Source organism: Micromonospora sp. L32, from assembly GCF_052068055.1.
GTDB classification, from domain to species: domain Bacteria; phylum Actinomycetota; class Actinomycetes; order Mycobacteriales; family Micromonosporaceae; genus Micromonospora; species Micromonospora purpureochromogenes.
In genome coordinates, this window is the sequence record NZ_JBQHDD010000008.1 from 137932 (window position 1) to 151727 (window position 13796).

Annotated in this window: 17 protein-coding genes; 6 read left to right on the forward strand and 11 right to left on the reverse strand. The window is 75.9% G+C overall.

The genetic code is table 11. The features are described 5' to 3' along the window. Window positions 1-6: 6 nt before the first annotated feature. Window positions 7-156, reverse strand: coding sequence for a hypothetical protein (locus ACTMTB_RS22550; RefSeq protein ID WP_170285311.1), 150 nt, complete (start codon window positions 154-156; stop codon window positions 7-9). A 196-nt stretch (window positions 157-352) separates the two neighbouring features. On the opposite strand from ACTMTB_RS22550, the gene ACTMTB_RS22555 reads away from it, so the two are divergent. Continuing rightward, the gene (locus ACTMTB_RS22555; RefSeq protein WP_280837645.1) at window positions 353-748 is read left to right on the forward strand and encodes a VOC family protein; all 396 of its coding nucleotides are present in this window, start codon (window positions 353-355) and stop codon (window positions 746-748) included. 71 nt (window positions 749-819) lie between these two features. Here ACTMTB_RS22555 and ACTMTB_RS22560 read toward each other — a convergent pair whose 3' ends face one another. Next, window positions 820-1500 carry a helix-turn-helix domain-containing protein gene (locus tag ACTMTB_RS22560; protein WP_441148243.1) on the reverse strand — a complete coding sequence of 227 codons (681 nt, stop codon included), beginning with the start codon at window positions 1498-1500 and terminating at the stop codon, window positions 820-822. A gap of 37 nt (window positions 1501-1537) precedes the next feature. Between ACTMTB_RS22560 and ACTMTB_RS22565 the strand changes: the two genes are divergently transcribed. Then, a complete protein-coding gene (locus tag ACTMTB_RS22565; RefSeq protein WP_441148244.1) occupies window positions 1538-2389 on the forward strand; it encodes an arginase family protein in 852 nt (283 codons plus the stop codon). Between the two features lie 101 nt (window positions 2390-2490). On the opposite strand, the gene ACTMTB_RS22570 is transcribed toward ACTMTB_RS22565, so the two are convergent. Beyond that, on the reverse strand, window positions 2491-3993 hold the full coding sequence (locus tag ACTMTB_RS22570) for a HAMP domain-containing sensor histidine kinase (protein WP_441148245.1): 1503 nt from the start codon (window positions 3991-3993) through the stop codon (window positions 2491-2493). Then, window positions 3971-4711, reverse strand: a complete 741-nt coding sequence (locus tag ACTMTB_RS22575) for a response regulator transcription factor (protein ID WP_441148366.1) — start codon at window positions 4709-4711, stop codon at window positions 3971-3973. The genes ACTMTB_RS22570 and ACTMTB_RS22575 overlap by 23 nt, the downstream gene beginning before the upstream one ends. 220 nt (window positions 4712-4931) lie before the next feature. Between ACTMTB_RS22575 and ACTMTB_RS22580 the strand changes: the two genes are divergently transcribed. Continuing rightward, complete coding sequence (locus tag ACTMTB_RS22580; RefSeq protein WP_441148246.1) at window positions 4932-5144, forward strand: hypothetical protein; 213 nt, start codon at window positions 4932-4934, stop codon at window positions 5142-5144. 166 nt (window positions 5145-5310) lie between these two features. On the opposite strand, the gene ACTMTB_RS22585 is transcribed toward ACTMTB_RS22580, so the two are convergent. Next, complete coding sequence (locus ACTMTB_RS22585; RefSeq protein WP_210777775.1) at window positions 5311-5544, reverse strand: hypothetical protein; 234 nt, start codon at window positions 5542-5544, stop codon at window positions 5311-5313. A 227-nt stretch (window positions 5545-5771) separates the two neighbouring features. Between ACTMTB_RS22585 and ACTMTB_RS22590 the strand changes: the two genes are divergently transcribed. Both ACTMTB_RS22590 and ACTMTB_RS22595 read left to right on the forward strand, forming a co-directional pair. Then, the gene (locus ACTMTB_RS22590; RefSeq protein ID WP_154937691.1) at window positions 5772-6722 is read left to right on the forward strand and encodes a serine/threonine-protein kinase; all 951 of its coding nucleotides are present in this window, start codon (window positions 5772-5774) and stop codon (window positions 6720-6722) included. 59 nt (window positions 6723-6781) lie between these two features. Further along, complete coding sequence (locus ACTMTB_RS22595) at window positions 6782-7204, forward strand: OsmC family protein (protein ID WP_088962435.1); 423 nt, start codon at window positions 6782-6784, stop codon at window positions 7202-7204. A gap of 1 nt (window position 7205) precedes the next feature. Here ACTMTB_RS22595 and ACTMTB_RS22600 read toward each other — a convergent pair whose 3' ends face one another. Then, on the reverse strand, window positions 7206-8156 hold the full coding sequence (locus tag ACTMTB_RS22600; protein ID WP_441148247.1) for an endonuclease/exonuclease/phosphatase family protein: 951 nt from the start codon (window positions 8154-8156) through the stop codon (window positions 7206-7208). Window positions 8157-8485: 329 nt separating this feature from the next. On the opposite strand from ACTMTB_RS22600, the gene ACTMTB_RS22605 reads away from it, so the two are divergent. Further along, window positions 8486-9337, forward strand: coding sequence for a hypothetical protein (locus ACTMTB_RS22605; RefSeq protein ID WP_441148248.1), 852 nt, complete (start codon window positions 8486-8488; stop codon window positions 9335-9337). 15 nt (window positions 9338-9352) lie between these two features. Here ACTMTB_RS22605 and ACTMTB_RS22610 read toward each other — a convergent pair whose 3' ends face one another. The 5 genes from ACTMTB_RS22610 to ACTMTB_RS22630 all read right to left on the reverse strand — a co-directional run bounded on the left by ACTMTB_RS22610 (window position 9353) and on the right by ACTMTB_RS22630 (window position 13786). After that, window positions 9353-9901, reverse strand: coding sequence for an ATPase (locus ACTMTB_RS22610; protein ID WP_441148249.1), 549 nt, complete (start codon window positions 9899-9901; stop codon window positions 9353-9355). A gap of 132 nt (window positions 9902-10033) precedes the next feature. After that, window positions 10034-10480 carry a response regulator gene (locus tag ACTMTB_RS22615; protein WP_154937697.1) on the reverse strand — a complete coding sequence of 149 codons (447 nt, stop codon included), beginning with the start codon at window positions 10478-10480 and terminating at the stop codon, window positions 10034-10036. A 67-nt stretch (window positions 10481-10547) separates the two neighbouring features. Then, on the reverse strand, window positions 10548-10853 hold the full coding sequence (locus tag ACTMTB_RS22620) for an STAS domain-containing protein (RefSeq protein WP_441148250.1): 306 nt from the start codon (window positions 10851-10853) through the stop codon (window positions 10548-10550). A 120-nt stretch (window positions 10854-10973) separates the two neighbouring features. Further along, window positions 10974-12023, reverse strand: a complete 1050-nt coding sequence (locus ACTMTB_RS22625) for a cobalamin B12-binding domain-containing protein (protein ID WP_441148251.1) — start codon at window positions 12021-12023, stop codon at window positions 10974-10976. Then, entirely contained in the window at window positions 12020-13786 is a 1767-nt protein-coding gene (locus ACTMTB_RS22630; RefSeq protein WP_441148252.1) for a SpoIIE family protein phosphatase, read from the reverse strand. Before ACTMTB_RS22630 ends, ACTMTB_RS22625 begins: the two co-directional genes overlap by 4 nt. Window positions 13787-13796: the final 10 nt, after the last annotated feature.

Here is a 13796-nt window from a genome sequence, read left to right on the forward strand (position 1 = left end):
CCCTGCTCAGCCGCGGTCGGTGGGCTGCCGGCGGAACCGGTCGACCAGCCGGCGCCAGTAGAGCTTGGCGGCGACGGCCGCCCCCGCGACCCCGCCGACCACCGCCTGCACGATCAGGCTGCCGGATCCCGCGTCCAGGTAGGCCAGGTGAATCACCGACCGCTCCCTTCCCTCGCCCTCGTGTGGGCCGGCGCTGCGGGCACGCCGAGATGCGGCTTTTCCACCCATAAGGCCGGACTTGTTCCTTGGTCACGGTACGCCGCCGGAGGCGGTCGTGCGGCCCACACCGACCACTGCGACCCCGTCCGTTCCGTTCAAGACCCCGACCCCGCTGCGGGCCTAGCGTGTCGCCATGGCACTTCACCTGGATCTGGTCGGCATGGCCGTCGCCGACATGGCCCGCAGTCTCGACTTCTACCGGCGGCTGGGACTGGCCATCCCGCCCGAGGCGGACGCGGAGGACCACGTGGAGGTCACCCTCCCCGGGGGCCTGCGGCTGGCCTGGGACGCGGTGACGATGGTCCGCACCTTCCACCCGGGGTGGACGCCGCCGACCGGCAGCCCCCGGGTCAACCTCGCCTTCCGCTGCGCCGACCCGGCCGAGGTGGACCGCTACTGGGCGGAGCTGACCGGCGCCGGCTTCCACGGCGAGCTGCCGCCCTGGGACGCCTTCTGGGGCCAGCGGTACGCGGTGCTGCACGACCCGGACGGCAACGGCGTCGACCTGTACGCCCCGCTGCCCGGCTGACCGTCACCGCTGGAGGACCAGTCCCGCGGCCGGGTCAGCCCTGCACGACCGTACAGACGACCGCCGGCGGGTCAGCTCCGCAGCACGGTCGTCGGGGGGACGCCGGCCAGCTCGCGCACGTCGCGGGTGAGGTGCGCCTGGTCGGCGTACCCGCTGCGCGCGGCCACCTCGGCCAGCCCGACGCCGGTGCGGGCCAGCGCGAGGGCGCGACGCATCCGCAGGATGCGGGCGAGGGTCTTCGGGCCGTACCCGAAGAGGGCCTGGCTGCGCCGGTGCAGAACGCGCGGGCCGAGGCCGACCTCGGCGGCGGCTGCGGTGACGGTGGCGCCGGCGGCGAGCAGGGCGGCGACCCGCGCGCCGAGCGGGTCGGGACCGCCGGCGGCGGCCAGCCGGGCGGCGGCGACCGCCTCCAGCGCGGCCCCGGTCGGCCGGTCCCCCAGCCGCTCGGCGACCTCGGCCGCCGCGCGGCCCCAGAGCGCGTCGAGCGGCACCCGGCGGTCCCGCAGCTCGTCGGCGGGGACGCCGAAGACCGCCGGGCCGGTGCCCGGCGGCAGCCGCAGCCCCAGCCACCGCTCCCCCGGCGCCGCGACGCTCAGGTACGCCGTGCGGTCCGGCCCGGCCACCAGCAGGCCGGACCGGCTGGACCAGAGCAGATCGAGACAGCCGTCCGGCAGCACCCGGGTGGCCGCGCCCTCGCTGACGGCGGCCCAGAGCACGGCGCCCCGCAGAGCCGCCCGACGTTCCCGGTACATCGCACCCAGCCTGCCACGTCGGGGCTAACCTGCGCCTGTGCGATGGACGGTGCTGGACGCGGCGCTGGACTCCTCCGGCCGGAGCCGGGGTGAGGAACGCGGCCCCGGCGCGCTGCGGGCCGCCGGCCTGCTGGCCGCGCTGGGCGCCGACGACGGCGGAGCGGTCGACGCCCGGATCGACGATGCCACCCGGGATCCGGCGACCGGGCTGATCGGGGCAGAGCAGGTCCGCCGGGCCAGTCGGGCGATCGCCGCGCAGGTGGCGGCGGTCCGCGCCGCCAGCCGGCACCCGCTGGTCCTGGGCGGGGACTGCACCCTCCTGCTCGGCGTCTTCCTCGCCCTGCCGCCCGGCAGCGGGCTGTGGTTCCTGGACGGTCACCCGGACTTCTACGACGGGTTCGGCTCGGCGACCGGGGAGGGCGCCGACATGGAGCTGTCCATCCTCACCGGCCACGGCCCGGACCTCTTCGACCGGGCGGCGCCGCTGGTGGCGCCGGAGCTGGTCCGGCTGGTCGGCCACCGCCCGCCGCGCGACGAGGAGGCCCGCCGGGAGGCCGACCGGGTGGACCCGCGGATCCCCCGGCTGCCGGCGGCGGAGCTGCGGCGACGGGGAGCCGGGGCGGTCGGCCGCGAACTGGCGGCGGAGGGCGCCGGGCCGGCCTGGCTGCACCTGGACGTCGACGTGCTCGACCCGCGGGTGCTGCCGGCCGTGACGTACCCCGAGCCCGATGGCCTGGACTGGGCCGACCTGCTCGCGCTGACCACGCCGCTGGTGCGCTCCGGACGCCTGCTGGGGATGAGCGTCGCCGACCTCGACGCCGACGGGGACCCCGACGGGCGGTACGCGCGCCGCCTCGTCGAGGTCCTCGCCGCCGCCCTCAATCCCTGACCCCGGGCGCCGGCCGGCGGTGGGGCATGGCCAGGCGCAGCAGGAGGACTGTCCATGCCGGCAAGCCTGGTGAGGCCGGTTGGCCCGGCCCCGTGACCGGGCTATGCCTCGGCTCTGGAAGCCGGCAGCAGCACCCGGAAGACGGTGTGACCCGGCCGGCTCTCGACCTCGACGGACCCGTGGTGCGCCTCCACCACCGCCGCCACGATCGCCAGGCCGAGGCCGGTGCTGCCGTGCTCCCGCGACCGGGAGCTGTCGCCGCGGGCGAACCGTTCGAAGACCTCGCCCTGCAGCTCGGGCGGGATGCCGGGCCCGTCGTCGGCGACGCTGATCTGCACGCCGTCGGGGGTACGGGCCAGCCGGGTGGTCACCGTGGTGCCCGGCGGGGTGTGCACCTGGGCGTTGGCCAGCAGGTTCGCCACCACCTGATGCAGCCGGACGGCGTCGCCCGGCACGTCGAGCGCTTCGTCGGGCAGGTCGAGCTGCCAGCGGTGCTCCGGTCCGGCGACGTGCGCGTCGCTGACCGCGTCGACGATCAGCGCGGTCAGGTCGACCGGCTCCGCCGCCAGCGGCCGGCCGGAGTCCAGCCGGGCCAGCAGCAGCAGGTCGTCGACGAGGCTGGTCATCCGGGTGCTGGCCGACTCCACCCGGCGCAGCGCGTGCGCCACGTCCGGCGGCACCCGGTCCCGCCCGCGCCGGGCCACCTCGGCGTAGCCGCGGATCGCGGCCAGCGGCGTACGCAGCTCGTGGCTGGCGTCGGCGACGAACTGGCGTACCCGGGTCTCGCTGGCCTGCCGCGCGGCGAGCGCGGCGGCGACGTGCCCCAGCATCCGGTTCAGCGCCGCCCCCACCTGCCCGACCTCGGTACGCGGGTCGGTGTCGCTCTCGGGCACCCGCACCGACAGGGCCACCTCGCCGCGGTCCAGCGGCAGCTCGGTCACCCGGGCGGCGGTGGCGGCGACCCGGTTCAGCGGGCGCAGCGTGGCCCGCACGATCAGCGCGCCCAGGGCGCCGGCGACCAGCAGGCCGGCGGCGGCGACGCCCGCCTGGGCGGCGATCATCCACCAGACGGTCTCCTGCACCCCGGCCAGCGGGATGGCGAAGACCAGCACGTCACCGTCGGGCGCCTGCCGGGCCACCGCCCGGTAGTCGCCCAGCCCGCCCAGGTCGACGCTGCGCGGCCGCCCGTCGGTCGGAATCCGGGTCAGCGCCGACACGTCGGCGGCCGGGAGGGCCTCCGTCGGCCCGGAGCTGCTGCGGATCCGCGCGGACGCGACACCACCGTCGACGACCTTGACCGCGATCGAGTCGGGTGGGAAGCCGGGCGGCGGCTCGGGCGCCCGCTGGTCGTTCGCCCGCTGCCGCTCGGCGAACTGCCGGTACCAGGGCGGGAGCCCCTGCTGCCGGCGGTCGTCGGCGGTGATCTGGTTGTCGACCTGGGCGATCAGGAAGTGCCGCAGCGCCACCGTGGTCAGGCCACCGATGGCGATGCTGACCAGGGCGAGCAGCGCCACCACCGCGGCGACCAGGCGGCTCCGCAGGGACCGCCCGGCCAGCCAGGAGCGCAGCCGGCCGCCAGGGTCACTCCGCGGGCTTGAGGACATACCCCGCGCCGCGCAGCGTGTGGATCATCGGCGCCCGGCCGGCATCGATCTTCTTCCGCAGGTACGAGATGTAGAGCTCCACGACGTTGGCCTGCCCGCCGAAGTCGTAGTTCCAGACCCGATCCAGGATCTGCGCCTTGCTCAGCACCCGCCGCGGGTTGCGCATCAGGTAGCGCAGCAGCTCGAACTCGGTGGCGGTCAGGGTGATCAGCTCGCCGCCCCGGCGCACCTCGTGGCTGTCCTCGTCGAGGCTGAGGTCACCGACGGTGAGCACGGCGTCCTCGCGGGCGGCCACGGCGAAGCCGGAGCGGCGCAGCAGCGCGCGCAGCCGGGCGATGACCTCCTCCAGGCTGAACGGCTTGGTGACGTAGTCGTCGCCGCCGACGGTCAGCCCGGCGATCCGCTCCTCGACGGCGTCGCGGGCGGTCAGGAAGAGCACCGGCACGGTCGGGGTCTGCTCGCGCAGCCGGCGCAGCACCTGGAAGCCGTCCAGGTCGGGCAGCATCACGTCGAGGACCACGGCGTCCGGCTGGAACTGCCGGGCCGTGCTCAACGCGGCCATCCCGTTGCCGGCGCTGCGCACCTGCCAGCCCTCGTAGCGCAGCGCCATCGACAGCAGGTCGGTCAGGGTCGCCTCGTCGTCGACCACCAGGACCCGGACCGGCTCGCCGTCGGGCCGACGGAGTTCGATCCGCTGCTGCGCTGCCTGCCCGTCCATCACCATGCCCCCATCGTGGGCGCCGTGCCTGGCGCTGCCCTGTGCGCATCCTGTGCGTGGGCTGTGCGCGCCGACACGGGTCGGCTCGACCGTACCGGGCCGGGCAACGTCGCGCCGGGCGAACCGGCCCGCCGGGCGAAGCGGCCGCCGGGTCGGGCCGCACAGCGCGGGCACAGGCCCGGCCCACGTCGGATCCAGGCTGCGACGGCAGGCTCGGGCCATGGAGGTCGAGGAGGTCCGCTGGGCGTACCGAGGGCGGGTGGCGCGGGTCGCGGTGACCGACCGGGCCGCGCTGCCCCAGGCGCGGCGGACGCTGGTCCGGTTGCTGGCCGGGCTGCGCCGCGCCGAGGACGAGCTGGCCCGGGCGCACCGGGCGGCGGGGCGGCCGGTGCCGGTCGGCCCGCTGCTGCGGGACCTGGTCGCGGGGCGGTGACCGGGGCCGCGCCGGACGCGACCCGGGCGGCGATGCTCGCGATCGCCGCGCTGGGTGCGGGGATCCGCCGGGCCGGACTGGTTGGCGGGTCAGTGCGTCGCGGTGTGGCTCGCGCCCCGCGCACCGGCCCCGTTGGTCGGCGACCGCCCGGCGCGCCGGTGACCGGTCACTCGCTCGCCCCCACCGGATAGGTGCGCACGAACCGCATCGTCCAGACCCCGCTGCCGTCGGGCCGGTCCCGCGCGTAGAGGTGGTCCGGACCGCCGCCACCCGGCGGCGGCTCGGCGTCGGGGTGCCGCATGATCCACCGCTCCGGCGGCTCGCCGCCCGGATCGGCGGGCACCTCCCGGACCACGTCGTGGGCCGGCCCGCCGACGAAGCGCACGGTCACCTCGCCCATCCGCGTCCCCTCCGTCCGCCGGCGCACCGGGTCGGTGCCGAGCAGGCGTCGCGGCCGGTACGCCGGACGCCGGACCCCCTGGCTGGCAAGCTACCGCACCGGCGGTGGCCCCGAGCCCGCTCCGGGCCGACCCGCCCACGGGTTTGCCCTGCTGGGAGCGCGGGTACCGGCTCCGAAGGAGCGCAGCCACACCGGGCAGGCGGCACGAAACAGGCAGGAGCTGGTCGATGAGGACGCTGGCCGGGCGGTACCAGCTCGCACAGCGCATCGGCTTGGGCGGGATGTCCGAGGTATGGCGCGCGCACGACCTGGTGCTGGACCGGCCGGTCGCGGTGAAGCTGATGTCCCCCGAGCAGCAGGGCGAAGAGACCTCGGTCGAGCGGATCCGCGCCGAGGCGCGCAACGCCGCCCGGCTGGTGCACCCCAACGTGGCGAGCGTGCACGACTTCGGCACCTCGACCACGCTGCCCGGCCGCGAGGCGCCGTACATCGTGATGGAACTGGCCGAGGGCGAGACGCTCGCCGCGCACCTGCGTGCCGGGCCGCTGGACTGGCGGATCGCGGTCCGGGTCTGCGCGGAGGTGGCGGCCGCGCTGGCCGCCGCGCACGCGCACGGCATCGTGCACCGCGACGTGAAGCCGGCCAACGTCATGCTCACCCCGTCCGGGGTGAAGGTCCTCGACTTCGGCATCGCCACGCCGGCCGGCGCGCCCGACCACAGCCCGGACGGCATGGTGGTGGGCACCCCGGCGTACCTGGCCCCCGAGCAGTTCGACCGGAAGCCGGCAACCCCGGCGGCCGACATGTACGCCCTCGGCGTGCTCCTCTACTACTGTCTCACCGGCCGCCTGCCGTACGCGGCGGGGACGACCGCCACCCAGCTGGTCGGTGCCCGGCGACGGGTGGCGGCGGAACCGCTGCCCCCGATCGAGGGGTTGCCGCCGGAGGTGGCCGAGCTGTGCCGCCAGTGCCTCGCCGACGACCCGTCCCGCCGGCCGACCAGCCTGATGGCCGCGCTGCTGCTGGCCGAGGTGGTGGACGCCCGGGTGTACGTGCCGATGCTGGCGTCGGTGCCCCGGCCCCGTCCCGCCCCGGTCTCCGAGTGGACCGAGCGCGCCGCGACGGAGGCGACGGAGGCGGTCGCACTCGACGACTGGTCCCGCACCGGGTCGGCCTGACCGGCGTTTCACCCGATCGAGTCCGGGAACCCGGGCCGGTGACTGACGGGAGGAACGCGATGCCGGATCCCAGTTCCTGGCTGAACGAGGCCACCGCGACCGCCTCGGGCGGCCACGTACGCACCGACGACGGCGGCTGGTCCACGGCGCTGGCGTCCCCACTCGCGCCGCACTGCACGGGCCTGACGCCGGAGCAGCTGCTGGCCGCCGCGTTCGCGTCCTGCCTGCACCACGCGGCGGTGGAGGCGGCCGGCGAGATCACCGACGAGGCGCACACCGTGCAGGTGACCGCCGAGGCGAAGCTGGGCCGCGACGACGACGGGCGCTACCGGGCGGACGTGCACGCCTCCATCTCGTCGGTGGGCCTGACCCGCGAGCAGCTGGCCGACCTGGTCGAGTACGCCGACCGGATCTGGCCCTTCTCGAGCGGCGACGCCAGCCGGCACCGGTTGACCGTGACGCCCGCCGACGGGCGGCGTTGAGTCACCAGCGGAAGCCGGCGGTCACCGCCCGGTGGTCGGAGTCCGGCGTGCGCAGCACGTCGGCCGTGGTGGGCGTGAGGCCGCGGTAGAGCACGTGGTCGGGCCGGGTGACCGGCACCGACGAGGGCCAGGTGAAGCCGAAGCCCCGGCCGGCGTCGGCCTGGGCGTCGCCCAGCAGGCGGGTCAGCGGGTCGAAGACCCGGTCGGTGGTGGCGGTGTTCAGGTCCCCGAGCACCAGCAGCCGGTCGGCGCGGTCGGCGCGCACCGCCCCGGCCAGGGTGCGGACGGTCTCGTCCCGGGTGGCGGTATCGCCGGCCCGGGCCGATCCGAGGTGCACCACGTAGACCGTGAGGTCGCCCCGCGGGGTGGCGACGACGGCCCGCAGCGCGCGGGTCCAGCCCAGCCCGGTGTCCACTCCGGCGGAGTCCCGGATGGGGTAGCGGCTCCACAGCGCGACGGTGGAGACCGACGCGCGGTGCGGGTAGCGCTGCCGCAGGTCGGCGGCGAGCCGGCCGGCGTCGTCGACCTCCTGGAGCGCGATGAGGTCGACCCCGGCCTCGGCGAGCGGGGCGACCGTGCCGGCGGGGTCGGGATTGCCCGCGCGCAGGTTCTGGCTGGCCACCCGGATGCCGGCCGGACCGCTGCCGGCGGCCGGCGGCAGCCAGACGCCGCCGTACATCAGCGCCCAGACGGCCGCCGGGAGCGCGACGGCCACCAGTGCCCGCCGGGAGCGGCGCAGCAGTGCGGCCAGGGCGAGCACCGGCACCCCGAGGCCGAGCAGCGGTGTCACGCTGTCGAGCAGGCTGCCCAGGCCGCGCACGTTGGGCACCGCGCGGTGGCCGGCCAGCACCGCCGCCAGCAGCACGGCGAGCAGCATCAGGACGAGTCCGCGCCGGTCACCGGGGCGGTGGGCGGCACCGCGGACGGGCTCGTCGATCATGCTGTCGGTCACCGTCCGAATCGTACCGAGCCGCCGCCGGGGCGGCGGCGACAACACCTCGACCGCCGGTGACCTGGGCGTCCGCCGGGCGGTGGGCCGGTGGGTCGGCGGTACGGCCGGCAGCCGTCGCCCGAACGGCGGAGGGCCGTTGCTCGGGCCCGCGCGGTCGTGTCGCGCCGGATTCCTCCGGTTCTTTCCGACATCAAGGATAAGTAGGACTGGCGAGGTCGGCGCTGTTCCTGACCGACCGCCGGTAATGCCCGGTCGGATCATCGCAAATTGTGGCGCATGCCACCAATGACCCCGATGGCAAGCGGCGGTGGGCTCTCTAGCCTCGTCGGGTGCTTGCCGACGACTCCCCCCAGCAGCAGCCGCCCGGAACCCGACCGCATACCCGTACGGTCGATGGCGCATCGGGCGAACGGCGGATCGGCCGACACCGCGCCCCGGAGCCACCCCGACGCGGAGCGCGCGCCGTACTGGCCTCCACCCCGGCCCGGGTCGCCCTGGCCGGGGGCGTGACCTGCTGCCTCGGGCTGGTGGCGTTCGCCGGCGCGCACGACCCCGCCCCGCGCGGGACCCCGGTCAGCGAGGTGCTGGCGGACCGGGCCGAGGCCGCCGACCGCGCCTCCCGATCGCTGGACCGGGGCGCCTCACCGATCGCCGTCCCGGTCACGCCGATCCCCACGGCCAGCCCCAGCCCGTCGGCCATCCGGCAGGCCACGCCGAAGCCGAAGAAGCCGGCCAAGCCCCGGCGGCCCCGGCCGGTCGCCGGCCTCACCCAGGCGCAGATGGACAACGCCAAGGTGATCGTGGACGTCGGCGTGCAGCTGCAGGTGCCCCGGCGCGGCCTGGTCGTCGCCATCGCCACCGCGATGCAGGAGAGCAACCTCTACAACCTGGCCAGCGACGTGCTGCCCGAGTCGTACGACTATCCGCACCAGGGCAGCGGCTCCGACCACGACTCGGTCGGGCTGTTCCAGCAGCGCCCGAGCAGCGGGTGGGGCACGGTGGCCCAGCTGATGCGTCCCGCGTACGCGGCCCGGGCGTTCTACACGGCGCTGGCCGAGGTGCCCGGCTGGCGGGAGATGAGCGTGACCGCCGCCGCGCAGGCCGTGCAGGTCTCGGCCTTCCCCGACGCGTACGCCCGGCACGAGCAGCGGGCGACCACGGTGGTGGCGGCGCTGACCTGAGCTGAGTCGGCGCGCTCAGGCCACCCGGGTGCCCGGCTCGGGCCGCTGCGCCGACACCTCGGGCGCGCCGGCGGCCGACCGGGTCGCGGGCACACCACTCGTGGACGCGGCGGCGGTGGGCGTGTCGGCCGGCACCGCGTCGGCCGCCATCCCGGCGAGGAGCTGGTCCACCCGGGCCTCCCGACGCCGCCGCTCGTGCAGCGCCGCCTCGAACTCGCGGCGGGCCTGCACCGCCTCGGCGTACACCCGCTCGCGGAGCTGCCGGGCCTCCTCGCGCGCGGCGTCGAGCTCGCCGCGGGCCTGTGCCAGGATCTCGGCGGCCTCCCGCTCGACCGCCGAGGCGGCGCGGCGGGCCGCCGCCGCGGCGTCGTCCGTCGGCGAACCCTGGCGGTCGACCAGGCCGCGCAGCAGGGTCGCCTCCTGCCGGATCTGGTCCCACTCCCGACCCGCGCCGGCGGCGACCTCCGCCCGCGCCGCGAGCCGGGTCAACCGGACTCCCAGCTCGTCGAGGCAGGAATCGACCTGCCGCTGGTCGTAGCCGGTCTCAACGACGGAGAACCTCATACTGTCGCCCCCCAGGCAGCTGGTACGTCTTTCCCCAGGTTCGATCCTCGCGGCTGCCGTCCGGCGCCGAGGATGTTCGGGAAAAATGTTCAGCAACTGAGCGCCGGCCCGGGGCGGGGGCCACCGGGTGGGTCAGGAACGCTTGGGGAGCACGACCACCCGACCGAAGAACTCGTCGATGCGGCGGACCACGTCGTTGAAGTCGTCCAGGTCGATCGGCTTGGTCACGTACGCGTTGGCCTGCAGCGTGTAGCTGCCGACGATGTCGGTGTCCGCGTTCGAGGTGGTGAGCACCACGATCGGGATGGTCCGCAGGTCCTCGTCCTGCTTGACCTCGCCGAGCACCTGACGGCCGTCCATCCGGGGCATGTTCAGGTCGAGCAGGATCACGTCCGGGCGGCGGGCCTCGGTGTGCCGGCCCTCCCGGCGGAGGAACTCCATCGCCTCCTGGCCGTCGCTGACCACGTCGATGACCTTCTCGATCTCGGAGTCCTCCAGGGCCTCCTCGATCATCAGCACGTCACCCGGGTCGTCGTCCACGACGAGGATACGGACGGGGTTCGCGGCGCCTTGGCCCATGGTGTACCTGTCTCATCTCGGGCTATGGGGACCGCACGGTCACCCGCTGGCGGGGAAATCTAGCCGATCAGGGGGCGTCCTGCGACGCCGGGTCCGCCATGTCCGGTTGGTACGCCAACACGTCCGCGAGCCCGGTTACCTGGAGCACCCGGTCCACCCGGCCGGTGGCCCCGGTCAGCCGCAGCCACCCGCCGTCGGCGGCGGCCCGATTGTCCCCCCGGACGAACGCGGCGATGCCGGTGGAGTCGCAGAAGGTCAGGTCCGCGAGGTCGAGCAGCAGTTGACGGGCGCCGTCGGCGGCCAGCCGGTCGATCGTCTCGTTGAGCTGACCGACGGTGCTCATGTCCAGCTCGCCGACGAGCCGCAGGAACACACCACCACCAGCCCGCGGGCTGTGCGTGACGGTGAACGTCAACGTCGTCCCTCTCGCTCGCACCGCAGGCCAACCCTTGCAGTGGAGCAAGTATACGCAGGGTGCCCGGCACCGCCGCGATCAGCGCCGGGCGGCGTCGCCGGGCGCGGAGAGGACCCTCTCCCCCAGCGCCAGGAACCGCGCCGCGCGGGGAAAGTCGCGCAGCTGCCGGTGGTAGTGGCCGAGGGTCAGCCCGACCGCGCCGGCCGGCACCCCACGGCTGGTCAGGATCTCCACCAGCCAGCCGACGAAGTCGGTGAAGAGCGAGCTGTCGTCGACGTACAGGGCCGCGGCCAGGAAATCCACGATGTACCCGAGGTCGCTGATCGTGGAGTCGAGCTGGGCGGGGGTGTAGCCGTGGACCGACGGCACCCGCTCGCGCAGGTCGGCCAGCGCGGAATCGATCAGCTCACCGCGCCGCTTCACCAGGCTGGCGTACTCGTCGTCGGCGAGGTGCGGCAGCTCGGCCGGGCGGACCCGGCGCAGCGCCCGCTCGTCGGCGACCAGGTCGGCCGCGCTCGGCGCGTCCGGCGCAAAGGCGACACCGAGGGTGCGGGCCCAGCGGCCGTCGTCGCCGAAGCCGCGCCCGCCCACCACCACCGGTACGTCCGACCGGCGGCAGGCCTCGATCATCCGGTGCGCGTACGGCAGCCGCATCGGCAGCGCGCAGGCCAGGGCGACCGCGTGCGCGTCGTGCCGGTGCAGGTACGACACCAGGTGCGCGGCGGGCACGCTCGCCCCGAGGAAGGTCACCTGCCAGCCGCGCAGCCGCAGCACCTCCGCCACCAGCCGGGGCGGCAGGGCGTGCCACTCGCCGTCCATGCAGGCCACCACCACCCGCCCCCGAGTCGGGCGCGGGTTGGCGTGCGCCGCCACGGCGGCCACCACCCGCTCGCTGATGTGGGTCGCCGCGTGCTCCTGGGCGACGCTCCACTCATTGCGCGCCCACCGCTCCCCCACCTCGGACTGCGCGGGCGCGACCAGGTCGAGCAGCACCCGCTCGGCCGGCACCCCGGCGTCGAGCAGCCGGACCGCCACGTCGACGGCGCCGTACTCGTCCGCCTCCGCCAGCGCGTCCAGGAACTCGGGGTACGCCCGGGCCGGATCGGCCTGGGTGGTGGGGGCGGTCACGAACGGGTCTCCCTCTCCTCGCCGGGCCGGCCCACCTCGGGTACGGCGTGCAGGTGCCGCGGCGGACGCCCGCCGGGGCCGGTGGCGCGCAGCGCCAGCACCGCAATGTCGTCGTGGTCGCCCTGGGCCAGCCAGTCGCAGGTGACCTGCTCGACCCGCTCGGCCAGCGCGGGCGCCGGCACCCGGTGGCAGCCGGTCACCGCGGTCACCAGCCGATCCTGGCCGAACTGCTCGTCGCCGCGCCGGCCGCCGCGCGCCTCGGTCACCCCGTCGCTGTAGAGCAGGCAGGTCTCGCCCGGGGCGAGCCGGACGGTCACCCCGCCGATGCGCGGGTCCGGCACCACGCCGATGAGCATGCCGCTCAGCGGCACCGTCTCGACCTCACCGCAGGCGCGCAGCACCAGCGGCGGCAGGTGGCCGCCACCGGCCATGGTCAGGGTGAGGCCGCCGTCGCGGTGCGGGCGGACGACGCCGAGCACCATGGTGGCGAACCGCCCCTGGCCGTGCGCCAGGGTGGTCTCCAGCAGCGCGTCGTTGAGCAGCTTCAGCAACCGGCCGGGGTGCGACTCGACCCGGTGCAGCGCCTGCAGGCACTGGCGCAGCTGGCCGGTGAAGACGGCCGCCTCCACCCCTTTGCCGGAGACGTCGCCGAGGAAGAACACGGAACCGCCGTCGGGGAGCCGGTGCGAGCCGTAGAAGTCACCGCCGATGCGCAGGCTCGCCTGCGCCGGCCGGTACGCCGTGCCCCACTGCACGCCGGCGACGGTCACCGGCTCGACCGGCAACAGGCTGGCCTGGAGCGTGTCGGCCACCTCGGCCTGGTCGCGGTAGAGCACCGCCGTGGTGAGCGCGGCACCGGCCCGGGCGGCGAAGGCGCGGACCAGCTCGAGGTCGTCCTCGTCGTACCAGCGGGTGGCGCGGCGGGCGACCAGCAGCACGCCGGCCGGGGCGTCCCGGCCCGGCAGCGGGACCACCTGGGCGGCGGCCTCGCGGGCCTCCAGCCCCGGCAGCCAGCCGGCCTCCACCGCCTGCTCGACCAGCCAGTCGACCGCGTGCGGCTCGGTGCCGCAGAGCCCCTCGGCGATCGCTGTCGGCAGGGCGGTGGCGGACAACATGCCGCTGTCCACGGCCGCCGACTCGTCCTCGCCCCGGGTCGCCCGCCACCAGCGGGCTCGACCGGCCCGGGGCGCGAGCACCAGGACGGCGACCTCGGCCAGGGTGGGCACGGTCAGCCGCACCACGGCGGCGGCGGCCCGGTCGGGATGCAACGGATTGCCGAGCTTCTCGCCGACGACCGCCAGGAATGCGGAGCGGGCCCGCTCGGCGAGCAGCGCGTCGGCACGGCTGACGCTGTCGGTGACGTCCTCGACGTAGTGACAGCTCCGGGCCCCGGAGAGCGGCACCTGGCGGACCCGCAGCCGGCGGCCGCGGTGGCCGAACTCGCCGGCGTCACCGGTGGTGAGCGCGGCCACGCCGGCGGCGGCCAGCGCCCGGCCGGGGACCACCTCGGGCAGCAGCCGCTCGGCGACGGGACTGAGATGCCGCACCACGCCGTCGGCGTCGCAGACGATCAGACCCTCGCGGAAGTGCTCGATCACCTCCGACCAGTCCGGCTCGGGGTGGCCACGGTCGGGCGAGAGCGGTGGCAGCGCCAACCCGGGTCGGCCGGCGACGTCGGACGACCGCGCCGGAGCCCGAGGGGCACTCGGCCTGGGGATCCGTCCGTCGCCCGGGTCCGAGCCCCTGACGTCGGCAGCAGTCACCAGCTGAGCC